This window comes from Fluviispira sanaruensis (assembly GCF_004295685.1).
Taxonomy (GTDB): Bacteria; Bdellovibrionota_B; Oligoflexia; order Silvanigrellales; family Silvanigrellaceae; genus Silvanigrella; species Silvanigrella sanaruensis.
Window position 1 is genome coordinate 3,437,800 of record NZ_AP019368.1, and the last position, 16,301, is coordinate 3,454,100.

At 33.6% G+C, this 16,301-nt stretch carries 14 protein-coding genes; 2 read left to right on the forward strand and 12 right to left on the reverse strand.

Annotated elements, in window-relative coordinates; translation table 11 throughout:
• Positions 1 to 7: 7 nt before the first annotated feature.
• The 11 genes from EZS29_RS14650 to EZS29_RS14700 all read right to left on the reverse strand — a co-directional run bounded on the left by EZS29_RS14650 (position 8) and on the right by EZS29_RS14700 (position 13,120).
• Positions 8 to 658 (reverse strand): cytochrome c3 family protein, encoded by a 651-nt coding sequence (locus tag EZS29_RS14650; RefSeq protein WP_130612455.1) that lies wholly within the window; start codon positions 656 to 658, stop codon positions 8 to 10.
• A 336-nt stretch (positions 659 to 994) separates the two neighbouring features.
• Complete coding sequence (cyoE, locus tag EZS29_RS14655) at positions 995 to 1,879, reverse strand: heme o synthase (RefSeq protein ID WP_130612458.1); 885 nt, start codon at positions 1,877 to 1,879, stop codon at positions 995 to 997.
• Between the two features lie 26 nt (positions 1,880 to 1,905).
• Positions 1,906 to 2,382: a hypothetical protein gene (locus EZS29_RS14660; RefSeq protein ID WP_130612461.1), complete on the reverse strand. Its 477-nt coding sequence runs from the start codon at positions 2,380 to 2,382 to the stop codon at positions 1,906 to 1,908.
• Between the two features lie 83 nt (positions 2,383 to 2,465).
• A complete protein-coding gene (locus tag EZS29_RS14665; RefSeq protein ID WP_145987956.1) occupies positions 2,466 to 6,182 on the reverse strand; it encodes an ATP-binding cassette domain-containing protein in 3,717 nt (1,238 codons plus the stop codon).
• Positions 6,183 to 6,255: 73 nt separating this feature from the next.
• The gene (locus tag EZS29_RS14670; RefSeq protein WP_130612467.1) at positions 6,256 to 6,915 is read right to left on the reverse strand and encodes an HAD family hydrolase; all 660 of its coding nucleotides are present in this window, start codon (positions 6,913 to 6,915) and stop codon (positions 6,256 to 6,258) included.
• Positions 6,916 to 6,918: 3 nt separating this feature from the next.
• Complete coding sequence (locus EZS29_RS14675; protein ID WP_130612470.1) at positions 6,919 to 7,329, reverse strand: cupin domain-containing protein; 411 nt, start codon at positions 7,327 to 7,329, stop codon at positions 6,919 to 6,921.
• Between the two features lie 57 nt (positions 7,330 to 7,386).
• Positions 7,387 to 8,178: a hydroxyacylglutathione hydrolase gene (gene gloB, locus EZS29_RS14680; protein ID WP_130612473.1), complete on the reverse strand. Its 792-nt coding sequence runs from the start codon at positions 8,176 to 8,178 to the stop codon at positions 7,387 to 7,389.
• 2 nt (positions 8,179 to 8,180) lie between these two features.
• The gene (locus tag EZS29_RS14685; protein WP_130612476.1) at positions 8,181 to 10,616 is read right to left on the reverse strand and encodes a Tex family protein; all 2,436 of its coding nucleotides are present in this window, start codon (positions 10,614 to 10,616) and stop codon (positions 8,181 to 8,183) included.
• A gap of 144 nt (positions 10,617 to 10,760) precedes the next feature.
• Entirely contained in the window at positions 10,761 to 11,192 is a 432-nt protein-coding gene (gene ndk, locus EZS29_RS14690) for a nucleoside-diphosphate kinase (RefSeq protein WP_130612479.1), read from the reverse strand.
• Positions 11,193 to 11,322: 130 nt separating this feature from the next.
• Positions 11,323 to 12,867, reverse strand: a complete 1,545-nt coding sequence (locus EZS29_RS14695; RefSeq protein WP_130612482.1) for a hypothetical protein — start codon at positions 12,865 to 12,867, stop codon at positions 11,323 to 11,325.
• A gap of 16 nt (positions 12,868 to 12,883) precedes the next feature.
• On the reverse strand, positions 12,884 to 13,120 hold the full coding sequence (locus tag EZS29_RS14700; RefSeq protein WP_130612485.1) for a NifU family protein: 237 nt from the start codon (positions 13,118 to 13,120) through the stop codon (positions 12,884 to 12,886).
• A gap of 214 nt (positions 13,121 to 13,334) precedes the next feature.
• Here EZS29_RS14700 and EZS29_RS14705 point away from each other — a divergent pair, with 214 nt between their 5' ends.
• Both EZS29_RS14705 and tgt read left to right on the forward strand, forming a co-directional pair.
• Positions 13,335 to 14,459: a M14 family zinc carboxypeptidase gene (locus tag EZS29_RS14705; protein ID WP_130612488.1), complete on the forward strand. Its 1,125-nt coding sequence runs from the start codon at positions 13,335 to 13,337 to the stop codon at positions 14,457 to 14,459.
• A 128-nt stretch (positions 14,460 to 14,587) separates the two neighbouring features.
• Positions 14,588 to 15,697, forward strand: coding sequence for a tRNA guanosine(34) transglycosylase Tgt (gene tgt, locus EZS29_RS14710; RefSeq protein WP_130612491.1), 1,110 nt, complete (start codon positions 14,588 to 14,590; stop codon positions 15,695 to 15,697).
• Between the two features lie 67 nt (positions 15,698 to 15,764).
• Here tgt and EZS29_RS14715 read toward each other — a convergent pair whose 3' ends face one another.
• Positions 15,765 to 16,268, reverse strand: a complete 504-nt coding sequence (locus tag EZS29_RS14715; RefSeq protein ID WP_130612494.1) for a CarD family transcriptional regulator — start codon at positions 16,266 to 16,268, stop codon at positions 15,765 to 15,767.
• Positions 16,269 to 16,301 lie beyond the last annotated feature (33 nt).

The window sequence follows — 16,301 nt, forward strand, 5'->3', positions numbered from 1 at the left end:
TTAAAAATCAATAGTGACAAGCCCCACAAGCTTGTGGTCCTTGAATTAATTTATCTTTATAATCTGGATCTTTTAAAGGATCATATCCTTCTGTATGCGGATTATAAATCATATTTTTTAATTCACTCTGCGGTCTGATATTAGGCAATGGATTTCTGTGGCAATCAAGACACCATCCCATGCTCAATGGAGACGCCATACGCACAGTTTGCATTTTATCCACTCTATCATGACACGTCACACATCCCACACCTGCAGTTAAATGCGCGCTGTGATCAAAATGCGAATAACGTGGCAAAGCATGAACTCTGACCCAAGGAATTGGGGTTTTATTTTCATAACTTTCACGTAATACTTTTAATCTTGGACTGTCTTTTTTAACTTTATTATGACAACCCATGCATGTGTCTGTTGGGGGAATTGGTGAAAAAGAAGTTTTTTCAACCCCGACATGACAGTAGCTGCAATCAATACCCATTTGTCCTGCATGAAGCTGGTGACTAAATGCAATCGGTTGATCAGGCTCATAACCAACTGCCAAAAATTTTGGCGAAAAATAGTACCAAATCCCTGCAACAATCGCTATCAACAGTAACGAAACACCTACACCAGCGTATAGAGGAATTCGGTTTGTCCATTTTGGAAATATCGGTTCCACGGCACCACCCAAATAAAAGCAAAACAAATAATAAATAAAAAAATTCAAAAAACGGATCGAATGCAAACTATAAAATAGTTTACTGCATATTCAAGAAAACCCGAATGCGCTGCAACCTTTAGTTGCGGAAGAGTTCTAACGGATCACAACAAGACGAGCAAGAGCTCCATCCTAGATCATCAAAAAGAATTTTTAAACTCGTATTCAATCAACAAGATAAAATATCCTCTTTCAAAAGATCTCTTGTCAAGTAAACGAACAAAAGAGTGGCGAAAATTAATGAGAATGATTCTCAATTAGAGCGCTTGATAAAAAAATAATTTAACTTTTTTTTTATTAATTATTAAGAATGATCGAGACAAATCTATCTATAACTAAAGCAAAAACCAAAACCGGTAAGTAAACAAGCGAGGCTAAAAAGAATTTGCGTGGCCAGTTTGGCATAAGGTCTTTTTTTAATCCGATAATACTCAAACGCAAAAACCAAATACCTAAAGCAATCGCAATTATGAAATAAACCAAACCACCAACTTTTAAAGGAACAAGCAAAAAACTGATGAGAATCAATGCTATAGACCAGAAAAAAGCTTGAGTTTTTGCAACCTGATCTCCACGCACAGCTGGAACAACTTTTATATTTGCTTTTGCATAATCATCTTTATGATAAATAGCGATAGCTATGAAATGCGGCATTTGCCAAGCAAATAATACACCAAATAAAGCCAATCCTGCTAAATCAATTTGATTATTAACAGCAGTCCAGCCAAGTAAAGGTGGCATAGCTCCCGGAAATGCACCTATCACTAATGCCAAAGGAGTTTTAGATTTTAAAGGTGTGTATATTAAACTATAACTTGCGATTGCAGCAAAAGATAATATTGCGGTCAACGAATTTACAAAATAAGTTAAAAGAAAAATACTTAACATTCCAAGAATTGTTGCATATATAAGTGCGTCTTTAACTTTAACTCGCCCCATTGCAATAGGACGTGCTCGCGTTCTTTTCATGAGTTTATCTGAATTACGTTCATAGATCATATTAAACGTATTTGCTGATGCTACTGATAATGCAGTTCCAACAAGTGTCATTATAAATGATATTAAACTAATATTACCCGGAGCAAGAACAACACCACCAGCAGTCATTATAATACAAAAAAATGTTATCCGTGGTTTACATAGTTCAATATAATCTTTAAAAGTAGAATTTTTTTTAGACATTTTATATTTGATTTCCAAAATTCTTTTTAATGATTTTGTGCAGCTCTCTTAGCAACAACTTTGCAATAATCTGCTATAGTTTGCCAAGTATCTGCACAAGCCTTTTTCTGACGCTTAAGCTTTTTGTCATGCATGTAAGGAGCACATTGTTTTGCACCAAAATTATAGCCGTAAATTTCTTTTCCATATTGCGAACAATCAGCCGATTTATCACTATTTGCAAGACAAACTTTCACTAATCGTGGAACAGTATCATCACAAAGTTGGGTCATGGCATCACATTTTTGAAACCAGGTTAATGTTTTTTCTGCACAACCATTCAGAGAAAGATGAGTTGACTCCTCTTGCATTTGAGACAATGATTGAGTGATTTCCTTTGAGGAATACTCGTAATTTCTAAAAACTACCCACCCAAGAATAATAGCAAGTACAAATAGACCTATTACTAAGGGAACACCTAAATCTCCCTTACGTCTAAATGCACCGTTATCTTTATTTTGCATTACTCCACTTCCTAATTTAAATTTATAATCTTTAAAAAGAAAAATTGTATTATGCGGCTCAGCCGTTCGAAAGTAGCCTTAGCCTATTCATGACACAATTGCCAGAAATAACCATTCTCTTTTTTGCGTAAAATCTCTGGCGCGTCAAACTCAACTATACAACCTCTATCCATAACTAAGACTCTATCGCAATCAAAAACGGACGTCACGCGATGAGCTATTGTAATAACAGTACATTTTGAAAAAACCTGTTGGATTATTCTTTGAATTATTCCATCTGTTTCAAAATCTAGGCTCGCTGTCGCTTCATCTAATATAAGAATTTTATTCTCGCGCAAAATTGATCTGGCTAAACAGATCAATTGTCTTTGACCAATACTAAAATTACTTCCACATTCTAACACAGGAGTATCTAATCCTAAATTTAATAATCCAGGGAGAGCTTTCTCAATTTGGGCATACGTGACGGCTTCCCAAATTTTATTATTATCAAATTCATGAAAAGGGTCTAAATTTTTTCGCAGTGTACCTGTAAATAAAATTGGATCTTGCGGAATTATAGATATACTTTTTCTAAGCGCTATAAGAGAAACATCACTGATATTTCTTCCATCTATTATAATTTTACCCGACAATGGTTCGACACAACGAAACAGAGCATTTATCAAACTACTTTTTCCAGCTCCCGTTCTTCCAACTATTCCTATTTTCTCACCTTCGTAAAAATGGAAATTTATGTTTCTTAATATAGGTTTCATATTATTTTCATATTTTAAAACAATATTTACAAAAGATATTTCTCCTTTAATTGGCCAATCTTTTTCAGGGATATCTCCATTGTATTTTTCAGGTGAAATCTTTGAATAGTTTGAAACTCTCTCAATTGAATTCATTCCAGAGGCAAGCTCAGCATACATTCTAACTGACCAATTCAAAACTGAATTAATCATCAATGAATAAGTAATTGCCATACCTAGCAATCCTGTATTTATATATGCGTGTATAGCGAAGGAAGTTACAACTGTTAAAAATAAAATACCACAACCAATAAATTCTACTCTTAAAGCTAACCATCTATTCAGTGAAATAATAGTGTAATAAGCTTTCTGATTTTTTTCAATTAAATCTATATTCTCAGATATAAATTTTTTTTGTACCTGATAGATTCTAATACTCTGTATTCCTGCAAGAGTCTCAGAAAAGTAAGCATAAACAGGACTTCTTGTCACAGAGTCAAGCCTTCTTGCTTCTATTGAAGATGAAAAATACTTCGACTGAATATTATAATAAACAAAAAGAATTGGAATAATACCAATAATACAATATGGGCTTATAAATATTAGAATAAGCATTGTTGAAAGTATCGTAAAAACCGAAGCAAAAAATTCCTGGAAGTTCTGAGGCAAATAAAGATCAATGTTTTCTTGATCTTTCCCAAATCTATTTAATATCCTTCCAATTGGGTTGCTATTAAAAAATTTTAATGGAGCATAGATTACACCTTCAAACAATTTATCATGAAAATTTTTTGCAGCAAATACTCCATTTCTTAATACTGAATAAGATCTTAAATATGAAAAAATAATGCCTAACATCCCTAGTGAAAAATAAGTAAACAAAAAATAATTTGTCGTTAAAAATTTATTAGAGCTCCAATATCCTAGCCATGCATCTGTCATAGCAGAAAATATTTCTTTGAAAAGAAATAATAAAAACATGACATATATAAATATACCAGGGACAATTGCTTTAATGTAAGTAGTATAAAAATTTTTATCAATTTTTCCAAAATTTCTATCTTCATCCATTATTATTTTCTGAAATTGAAGCTTCTCATTATTTTGATCATCCAATTCATGCATATTCAAATTACTATCAGAAATATTAATTCCTACACTATTTTTGTTTAGGTTAGAATTAATCATTCCTCTCATTAAATATTTATTCTTTTCTTTTGACTTTGCGCTATAAAACAAATCAATTTTATTTTCAATATGAGAGTTTGAAATTATTTTTTTAATGCTCCCATTTTCCAAATATATTATTTTATCGGCAAATTTAGCATACTCTTGTTTGTGTGTGATTAAGATTCGGGTTTTTTGTTTGAGTTCTAACAAAAGACTTCTCTCAAATATGAGATCACTCGTATTTGCATCAATTGAACTAAAAATGTCATCAAATAAATAAATATCTGAATCATTATAAATAGCTCTTGCTATATTGACTCTTTGTTTTTGCCCACCCGATAGATTGACCCCGTTTTCACCAATCTCAATAGAATCTCCTGCTTCAAAATTTAAAATATCATTTTCTAAAGCAGCGCAAAAAATACTCTTTTGATATCTCTCAATATTTTCTTCTTGTTTAAAAATAATATTTTCTTTTAGAGTTTTATTGATTAACCATGGCACTTGAGGCACATAAGAGATTTTTCCATTGTATTTAATCGTACCATTTATTTTTATTGCTTCGCCCAAAATTGCATTTAAAAGTGTTGTCTTACCGCAACCAACCGAGCCTACGATTATAACAAGTTCGCCAGAACTGATATTCAGATTTAAATTTTTAAGACAAAAAATAGAATCTTCGGAATTTTTAATCGAAGCATCTTTAAATATAATATTACCATTCGGTATTATGTCTGTTTGAAAATTTTCTTTTTTTTCTGGTAGTGACAAAAATATTTGAATTCTTTTTAAGGAAACAGATGCATCTATAAGATTTGTTATCACTTGGGGAAGTTGTGTCATAATTGGTTTTAGCAAAGAAAATAATGCTATCGATGAAAAAATAACAGATAGACTTAAATGATTATTAAAAAGGATCGAAACACTGAAAGTTATAATTGCAAAAATAATTGGAGTCGCAATAAAGATCGTATTTAAAATAGCTGAATTATTTGCTAACAATTTAAGAAAAGAGAGTTCTTTTTCTCTCTCTCTCAAAACTTCTTTGGTAAAGAATTTTTCCCAAGTGTAAAACTTAATTATTTTAATGCTGTTTAAAATATCACTCATATAAGAAACTCTTAAATCACTTATATTTAAAAGTTCTTTTTTTATGTTAAATATTTTTTTTGATAATTTAAAAGACAATAACAATAATAAAAAGAATACAAGTATTGCAGGTAAAACTGCAATGCCAATTGCGTAAAATAAAATGCTAACGATTGCTATAAGCTGAATAGGTAAAATCCATAAGTTATGAAATTGTGAGGCAAAGTTATAAATTCTAGCATTATCAATCACCATTAAATTGACGATCTCTCCACTTTTTAAGCGATCGCGCTTGTCTTTGGATAAATTTAATGATTTTTCATAAATAACCCCACAAATAGAGGCCTTTAATCTGCACCCTAGGCGTAAAACAATATGATATGTGTGCTGAATAAGCATATTAGACAAAAAGACGATTAAACAAATTTTTATAGATAAATAAATTCCGTTTAATATATTTATATCGTCCTCTTGAATATGTAATATAATATCTTTCAAAACAAAAGTTACATATATATTTAATAATAAACTCAATAAACATATAAACGAGACTAATATTACTTTTTTTAAATGCAAATTTAAGAGTGATATGAGTAATGCGTTTTTTTTTGCTAAATTTTTTTTATAAGCATGTTTTAAGTTTAAATAACTTGCCTCTATGCTGTCTAACTTTGGTATGTCGAGTAAATCTATTTCTTCTAATGGCTTTTTTTTACCTAGCCGAACTATTGGATTCACCCAAAGAAAAAGAATCCGAGAAAAAAAGGTGGATGAATCTTCATAATTTTTTTTTGCTTTTAACATAACCACACTTTATCTTCCTATTTGATAATTAAAATTTACCAAATGAGGAAAAAAAAGTCAGTTAGATGTTCCTTTATTGCATAGCTAAAGTCAAAAGTTCATGAGGTGAGTTAATTGTATAATCGGGTTTTATAGAACCATAGCTTTTAATGTACCCATAAGAACACCATATTGTCTTTGCGCCAAAGGCCTTACCAGCCTGAATGTCACCCGCGCTATCTCCAATCATAAAAGCTTTATCATTCTCAAAAGAAAAATTGTTACGTTTGGCTGAAATCTGCAGGGGTAGGGGACTGGGTTTCATTTCAGCACAGCTGTCACCACCCATAACATCCGTAATATATTGATTAATTCCTAAACTCACCAAAAGAGCTCTTGAATGCTTTTCTGGTTTATTCGTTATCACTATTATTTTCGAATTTTTCGCAAATTCTTCTAAAACTTTTTCAATATTATCATAACAAAAACTTTTTATACAAATATTTTCTAGATAATGTTTCTCATATTCCGTTTTAACTTTTTCGTACGCAGTCTCATAATGCGCACTATTTGAGAAAAAATCGTCAAAACAGGAAACATATAAATCATGCATACCTCGATTGACATGCTTTTTTACATCATCGATTTCTCTAAGATTTAGTCCCAACAATTCTCTGACCGCGTTCACTGAACGCGCCATATCTTCACGGGAATCCTCGAGAGTGCCATCAAGATCAAAAAAATAAAAATTCATAAACTAGCCCTTATTTATCTTTTGACTTGCCAAATCTTCTATACTTCCACGGCCATCACCAAATTCAGTGACGCTGCGTTCGCCAGATCGACTCCCTTTGAAAGCTTTAAATGGCCTAGAATTATGCGAAATAGCCTCATGCGGAATTCCAGGAGGAATAATAACAATATCACCCGCCTCAATTGTGATAGGAAATTCAGCAAAATGAAAAGTGATACATCCTTCTACAGCAGCGCGAATCTCTTCATAATTGTGCGCATGACTGCTTCGCTCAAACCAAGGTCCACAAGTTTGTAGATCATAGGCCTTAAAACCTAAATTAATTAATTCTTTTTTCATAAGCTCTTCGGTAGGATCAATTTTATGAGGCCATTTATATAAAACAATTCCATTAGGTAACTTAAATTGATACATAACTTTACTCCTAATAAAATCCCTGTACTGGGAAGTGTAAAATAATATCTCAAATTCTTAAAAAGGAATTTTTACTTTCGGTGGATTGTCTCTAAATTTTCGCACTGCAATAAATGTTTCTAGGCTATTTTTAGTTGACAAAATGTTTCTTAAACTAGGATCATCCCACCGCAATAAACTATTTATTTTTAACTCTTCTGAAATAAGACAAGGAATTGTGGGTAAATTCTTTTCTCTTAAGGATAAAATGTTTTGAATTTTATCCTTTATATTTATATTATGAGGTTCAAGGCACTCGAGAATCAGATAGTTTTCCAAAGTATATTCATGTGCACACCAAATAAATGTATTTTCAGGTACCGTGTCACGAAGAAAAGAGAGCGAAGAAAACATTTGTTCAAAGGTTCCTTCAAATATTTTTCCACAACCTCCAGAAAAAATAGTGTCACCTATAAACAAATGACTCTCACCATTTTTCATAAGAAAATGATAGCAAATATGTCCCAAAGTATGACCAGGAACATAATAAATATTTGCAATTTCATCCGCAAAATTAACTGTATCACCATGTTTTAAGAAAAAGTCTTGTTTACCAATTCTTCCAGAATCTTTTTCGCCTGCATAAACATTAACATTTTTATAAAAATCACATAGTTTTATATTCCCACCAATATGATCGGAATGATGGTGGGTATTAAAAATATGCTTTAATTTTAGATTATTTGTTTCTAAGAAATCGATCACAGGTTTAGCTTCGGCTGGATCTATAACGGCTGCTTCTAATTTTAACTCATCAATTAAAATAAAAATATAATTGTCATTTAAAACGGGAAGCAGTTCGATTTTCATAGTTAGACTCTATTTGAATTAAACTTACTTAATAGATCAGTCAAACTTGCAGGTTTTTCAGGCTCTTTATTCATAGAACGATTGCCATTCGCTTGAGAATTATTTTTTCTAGATGAAAAACCGGTAGTTTGATTTTTCCTGTTATCATCACGTCCTTTATTATTATAATTAGAGCGAGAACTCTGTTCAGTCGATGCGCCTGAACGGCTAGACTGATTCTGATTATTATTTGCTGAATTGTGTGTATTTTCTTCACAAGCACGCTTAGAAAGAGAAATTCTTTTTCTTTCTTTATCAATACCAATGACCTTAACTTTCACTTGTTGCCCAACAGTGATTGCTTGTGAAAGATCTTTAATAAATTGATTTGAGAGTTCCGAAATATGGATTAATCCATCTTGATGCACACCTATATCAACAAATGCGCCAAAATTTGTTACATTAGTTACGGTACCAGTTAAAACCTGACCTTCTTTCAAATGATTAAAGTCACGCACTTCACGGTTGTAAGATTGTTTTGCCCCTTCTTCACGAGGATCCCGGCCTGGCTTTAACAACTCTTTAACTATATCTTGTAAAGTTGGCAGACCGACTTCTTCTGTAACATAACTTTCAAGTTTTATTTTAGAAATTATTTCTCTTTTACCAAGTAATTCATTAACTGAAATAGATAAATCGGATGAAATTTTCTCTATAATTGAATATGTTTCTGGGTGAACTCCAGTGTTATCAAGTCGATTTTCACTCTCAGGAATTCTTAAAAATCCTGCAGATTGCTCAAAAGTTTTTGCACCAAAACCCATGACTTCAAATAATTTTTTTCTATCTTTAAACTCACCATTTGCATCTCTATGTCTAACAATGCTTTTTGCCAAACTTGGCCCAATTCCTGCAACATAAGAAAGTAGACTTGGACTTGCTGTATTTAAATTAACGCCAACATAGTTCACACAACTTTCAACAACTTCGCTTAATTGTTTTTTTAAACGACTTTGATTTACATCGTGTTGATATTGACCAACACCAATACTTTTTGGATCGATTTTTACAAGCTCAGCAAGCGGATCTTGAAGTCTACGCGCAATACTTACTGCTCCGCGATAAGTAATGTCGAGATCAGGGAATTCTTCACGCGCAATGTCACTTGCAGAATAAACACTCGCCCCGGCTTCGTTTACAATTACAATTCTTGGATTTAATGCTTTATCGGTTGCCAATGCTTTTTCAACAAAGGCTTCCATTTCGCGACCTGCGGTTCCATTTCCAATTGAAATCAATTCGACTGAATGTTTTTTTATTAAATTTAATAAAATTTCAACTGAATTCTTGTTCTTTGGTTTATCAAGCTCTTCATCATGAATTGGATAAATAGTTGAGTAATCTAAAAGTTTTCCTGTCCCATCAACAACAACTATTTTGCTGCCTGTTCTCAAGCCTGGATCTATTCCTAAAACTATACGCTTTGGAATTGGTGGTAGTAATAATAAATTCCGTAAATTTTTTCCAAAAACAAAAATAGCCTCTTCTTCAGCATATGTTTTTGTTTCTAAACGCAATTCAGTTTCAATACTTGGTGAGATAATTCTTGTATAACTTTCTGATATACACTCTGTTAAAAAGTTTTTCACTACATCTGAAGCAGTGTTTTTTATAACATGACTTGCAATCATTGCTTTTGGTATTTCGATATCAAAATCAAAAGATACTTTTAAAATTTCTTCTTTTTCACCACGACGTAGAGCCATGAGTCTATGCGCTGCAATTGATTTAGCTGGTTCAGTAAAAGAATAATAATTGTTGTATTTTGTTTTTTTATCTTTGTGTTCTTCTCTTACTTCAGATTTAAATATTGCATTTTCGTACATCCAATGACGCAATTCTTTTCTCATCTCTGCAATTTCAGAAACGTTTTCTGAAATATAGTCTTTTGTACCTTGTATAACTATTTCTAAATTTGTTAAATCATCGTGTTTGCCGATATACGCAGAAAACAAAGGCGCTAAATCGACAAGTGCAGATTCTTGCTTTAATATTTCTTCTGCAAGCGGTGCTAAACCTCTTTCAGAAGCAATTTGACCTCTAGTACGTTTTTTAGGTTTATATGGTAAATATAGATCTTCGAGATCAGATTTTACTTTGCAAGAAAGAATTTTTGCTTGTAGCTCAGGATTTAATTTACCTTGTTCTGTAATCGATCTGAGTATTGCATCTTTTCTTTCGTTCAAAGCAAAGATATATTCAAATTTATCGCGAATATCTCTAATTTGAACTTCATCAAGGCCGTTTGTTACTTCTTTTCTATATCGAGCAATAAATGGTATTGTACAGTCATCAAGGATAAGATTAAGAGTATTTTCAACCTGATTTTTAGGTAATTTTAAATCATTTGAAATATCTGATAATATTTCTTGAGTGAGAAGAATTTCTTTTATAGCCATAATAGTTACTCGCAATTTATGGTAGCTGGACAATGCTTTCCGCTCTTAGGGAAAGCAAAACACACGACAGACACTACACTTTTTTTTTACAAAAAAAAACCGCTTAAGCGGTTTTTTAAAATTATTATCCGTTTTTATCAGATATTATTTTGCAGAATTTACAAGTTCTGTTCCAGAAAAGAAATACGCAACTTCGATTGCAGCATTTTCGAGAGAGTCAGAACCATGTACAGTGTTTTCACCAATACTGAGACCAAAATCCGCGCGAATTGTTCCCTTAGTTGCTTTAGAAGGATCAGTAGCCCCCATGAGTTCACGGTAAGCAGCGACTGCGTTTGTTCCTTCAAGAACGGATACAACCACAGGAGCAGAAGTCATATATTCACAAAGTTCACCAAAGAAGGGACGAGCAGAGTGAACTGCATAGAATTGCTCAGCTTCACGGCGAGACATGTGCATTGTCTTTGTAGCAACGACGCGAAGACCACTTTCTTCTATTTTAGTGAGAATTTTGCCTATAATATTTCTTTTTACACCATCTGGCTTGATGATTGAAAAGGTTCTTTCCATGATTATATACCTCTTAAATTGATAAAGAAAGCAAAGTTTAATAAACCCGTTGGGAGGCTATTTTTAAAATAGCTCTGATGTCAATAGAAAACAGAGAAAAGAGAAAAATCATTTTGTTTTCTACTCATTTTGGAAGCTACTTGTCCCCAATGGACTCTTTCATTATAAAGTCTTGCAAAATATGCAGCCATATACGGGGGCGCGGATTACCTTCATGAGAATCCCGAATAATTTCCTTTAAAATACGAATCAAAAAACAAAAATTAAATAAATCCTGAGAAGTTTCTGAACTCTTAGGTTTTAACTGAGAAGAGCCTATATTTTCGTCTAAACTATTATTGTAAAACTTAAAAAAAGTCGACTCTATTTCTTTTAATGTTGGCAAATATTTCTCGGGCATAACAACATCGGAAATTTTAACAGAGCCAAAATTATCCATTTTAATATTCATATTGTCTTCAATATCTGTCAAAGATGCATAATATTTCCGCTCGGTAAAATACCAAGCAAATCTGAGACTCACAATTATTGAAGCTATGTCTTTTAAACACGGTTGTTTTAATCTCCGATAAGTTGGATCATCAAAATGATCTGACTCATAATCCAGTAATATAAGGCCATCTTTACCAATTAAAATCTGACCAAGATGCACATTACCGTGATTTCTTATTCTCAAACCTAGATCATCTGCTTCCTTGATTTTTTCTATTATTCTTTCTACAAAAGAAGGAAGCAAATAAAATACTCCAGAATAAATTGGATATAATTCTTGCATCTCCAAGACTTTTTTCATTCTTTCATGCAATTTTTCAATTAAAATATCAAGCCATCTTGCCTTTGACTCTTCTGTATTTTGTTCTGGAGCTAAATCCGTACCACGAGGGGCAATGACCATTGCCTTATGGAAATCACCTAAAACGCGGCCAAGCGATTCGATTATATTTAAGACTTGATTCCACGCATCTTCAGAGGACCGCTCTTTTAATTTTTTAGGAAAACGAGCTTTGTGCAGTAAAGAAACAATTTGCGGGAATAAAGTACCATTATTTTGAATATATTTAATACCTATCGCTATATGTGATTTTTTAATATTGTGTGAATTGTACTCAAAAATACTTATTAATTTTGCGAAATTTAAAAATATATTCTGACTGCTTAAATAACTTAACAGCTCAACTTCAATTGATTGGGGATGTTCTTTTTCAATTGTTCTAAATATTTTATAAGCTATTTGAAAATCCAAGCGCACACAGGTATTTTTCGTATCACTCCAAATACCAATAGCGATAAAACTTGGCTCTCCTGTGCTTTTTTTATGAAAAAAAGTCCCCTTTTTTGCCGTCGGTAAAGGATTTTTCTGTTTTTGCGCCAAACGCCAGGATTCATAAAAGTGCCCATCCGCAGAGGCGTCTCGTAAGCTCCAAGGAGAGATGGTGATAAGATCTCCGTCCTCACTATATCTTGCTAAACGAAAGGGTAAAACAAACAGGTCAGAAATTCCTTCGAATTCGATTATAAGAAAACCAGCAGCGCCTTGTGCACTTGTTTCAAATAAACACACATCAAAGACTTTGCCTTTTGGTTCTTTTAAATGTTTAAACGGAAAATTACTCTGTTCTAACCAAGTTTGATGCGAAATAGCCTCTACAAGTTTCTCAATAATTTCAATAAAGGCATTCATATGTATTTTTCTTAAGTTAGTCTGTTACGATAACATCTTCTAAATCAGGAAATTCTTCTAATATATAATTAGAAATAGACTCAGATGTATAGGCCTGTATAGAACAACTCCCACAAGATCCTGAAAGTTCCAAAGTTAGTATATTATTATCTAAGCTAATAATATTTACTTCACCTCCATGTGCAGCCACACCGGGAGATATCTTTTCATCTATAAAACTTTTTACATTATTGTACTGAACCGAGTTTTTCATTCTAAATGACTACCTTTTTTTAAGTCTAATAACAAGCTGAGAATGCTTATTCTAGGAGCTGCCTAACTTACTGAGAAAGTTAACCCTTAAAATATTAGCATAGTTTGGTTCATGACGGAAGACTTGCGCCGAAAAGTATATCGTGTTGCAATAAAATTAGACGATATTTTCTATGAAGTTATCTCATTATTTATAAATTTTTGTGAGGAAATTCATGAGCGTTGCTCCAATTTCGAGCAAAATCAAGTTTAAGATGCTAATACTATTGATTAATTTTCTTTATAGCCAAAATATTTTTGCTTCATATTTTCCGCTAGAATTTGACGATGTTAACTCTTTACCCTTCCGTTTTAATAACGTTCCCACATCCTTATTCAATCTTTCTGGCTTGCCTCTCAATGCTTTACAGGTATTGAATGAGTCATACCGCTTAAGAATGCAAAAACAGATCTCAGATTTATGCCAAAGAGTTGATTATACCTACAAAAAACTCGATTGGGGCAAAAGCCCCTGCTTTTCATTGCCTTTGACATACAATTATGTCAGCGAAAATGGCAAACCCCTTGTCTATTGGGAATTTTCAGACAATTCATCTGGTTTTGATGAGAGCCAAAGACGCAATGTCACTCTCATCTTAGGGGGAGTTCATCCTGATGAGCTCACACCTGTTCATCTTGCCTTCCAATTTGCAGATGCTTTAAATAAAAATCCAAACTTGTATAAAGATTCTCGAGTTATTATTGCACCCCTTGTGAATCCAGACGGTTTTTTTGCAAATCCACCTAAAAGAACAAATTCGAATGGAGTGGATTTAAATAGAAACTTTCCAACTGCCACCTGGAGCAAATACGCATATCAAATATGGTATAACTCTAAAGATCGTGATAAAAGAAAATTTCCTGGAAGATTTCCAAACTCTGAACAAGGCACGCGCTTTCAAGCAGACTTAATCAATAAATTTCAGCCAAATAAAGTTATATCAATTCATGCTCCCCTTGCATTTCTCGACTTAGATTACGAAATACCCAAACTTCTAACAATTGGACCACAAACAGTACAACAGAAAAAAGCACGCAATTTAACGGAGCTCCTTTCAAGAAGTGCGGGCAATTATAAAATAAAAGATTTTGGAATTTACCCAGGCAGCTTAGGAAACTATGCTGGTAATGAAAGAGTTATTCCAACCATTACTTTAGAATTGAGCAGCAGCAATCCTAAACTCGTTAAGAAATTTTGGCGGGATTTTTCACCTGGAATTTTTAAAGCACTTAAATATGAATTTAAGAAACATCAATTAGACGATCTTCAAGCCTCAGCCCTATGGAAAACTTTGAATTGAGAGCAATGTATTAATCTCTTCCAACTAAAACTTGATATTTTTTACCTACTTGTTAAATAAATCAAGCTATCGTCATTTGATTGTTTATAGCATTTAAAAATTCAAATCACATACTGGATCTCAGACTCATGCCACTAAAATTCGATTACATTGCCAAGGATCCCCACTCAGAAGCAAGACGCGGACGTGTCCACACAGCTCATGGAACCATCGAAACCCCCGTTTTTATGTCCGTAGGGACGTTCGGAGCGGTGAGAACACTTGATCACACTGAAATCGAAGAAATTGGCGTGCAAATCATATTAGGCAATACTTATCACCTGTATTTGCGCCCAGGGCCTGAAATTTTAAAAGACGTGGGGGGGTACCATAAACTCATTGGCTGGAATAAACCTATTTTAACGGACAGTGGGGGATTTCAAATATTTTCTCTTCCTCATCAAAGAGTTATAGGAGAAAAAGGGGTTACTTTTAAAAGTTATATTGATCAAAGTTATAAACGCCTTACTCCGGAAAGTGATATTGCCTTTCAGGAAACAATCGGCTCCGATATCATGATGGTTCTTGATGTTTGCGTTCCCTCAACAAGTCCGTATGAAGTTTGCGTCGATGCCATGAAAAGAACCCACCGCTGGGCTAAACGCTGTAAACTGGCAAAAACAAGAGATGAAAATTCACTCTTTGGCATTGTTCAAGGTGCAATTCACGAAAATCTCCGCAAAGAAAGTGCCGAAACTTTAGTTGATCTTAATTTTGATGGTTATGCTGTTGGGGGATTAGCAGTTGGAGAAACCGATGAAGAACGTGAACATTTTACCAATTTCACCGCTCGTCTTTTACCGACTCAAAAACCACGCTACCTCATGGGAGTTGGTACCCCACACGATCTCGTTCGCAGCGTTCGAGCGGGCATTGATATGTTCGACTGCATAATACCTACAAATCATGCACGCCAAGGGGTTGCTTATACCTTTTCAGGCAAAGTAAAAATGCGCAGAGTTTTCCATGCACGCGAGCAAAGCCCGATCGATCCTTCTTGTGCATGTTACGTATGCAAACGATTCACCCGAGCTTATTTACATCAATTGACAAAATGTGAAGAACCTACAGGGTGGAAACTGATTGCTTATCATAATACCTGGTTTTATGAACGCCTAATGGAAAAAATTCGAGACACTATCGTTGCTGGCACGTTTTCACAATTTGCCAAAGATTTTTTGTCTCACGTTGAAGAATAGAAATTTTTAAATTTATTCACCTATAAAAAAAGCCCCTCTTTTTGAGGGGCTTTTTTTATAGGTGAACTTAAATCGCGAAAAGTATATGATTTAACTCGTGTTCTATCACACTTTTTTCTTCGCCACGGGCAACAGAGATTTCCGAAACGAGCATATTACGAGCGCGTTCAAGCATTTTCTTTTCGCCAAAAGAAAGCTCTTTGTCGGAGCTAAGAGAGGACAGATCTCTTAAAACTTCTGCAATTTCAACAAGATCGCCAGTGTTTAACTTATCATTTAAAGCTCTAAAACGACGATTCCAAGTTGCAGTCGACTTTTTTGAAGGAGATTGCAAGATTTGAAAAACTTTTTCTACATCTGGAAGAGAAATGACGGAACGAAGTCCTACTGTTTTTGCAGCACGTGTAGGCACCATGACTTTCGCACCCGTAGAATGGATTTTTAAAACGTAAAAATCCTGCTGAGCCCCACCAATACTGCATTCTTCAATGTTTTCTATTGTTCCAACACCATGGCAAGGATAAACAGCTTTTTGACCAACAGTAAAATCATAGAATTTTTCAGCATTCATGCAGCAAGACCTCCAGAAAAAGTTAAAACCCGT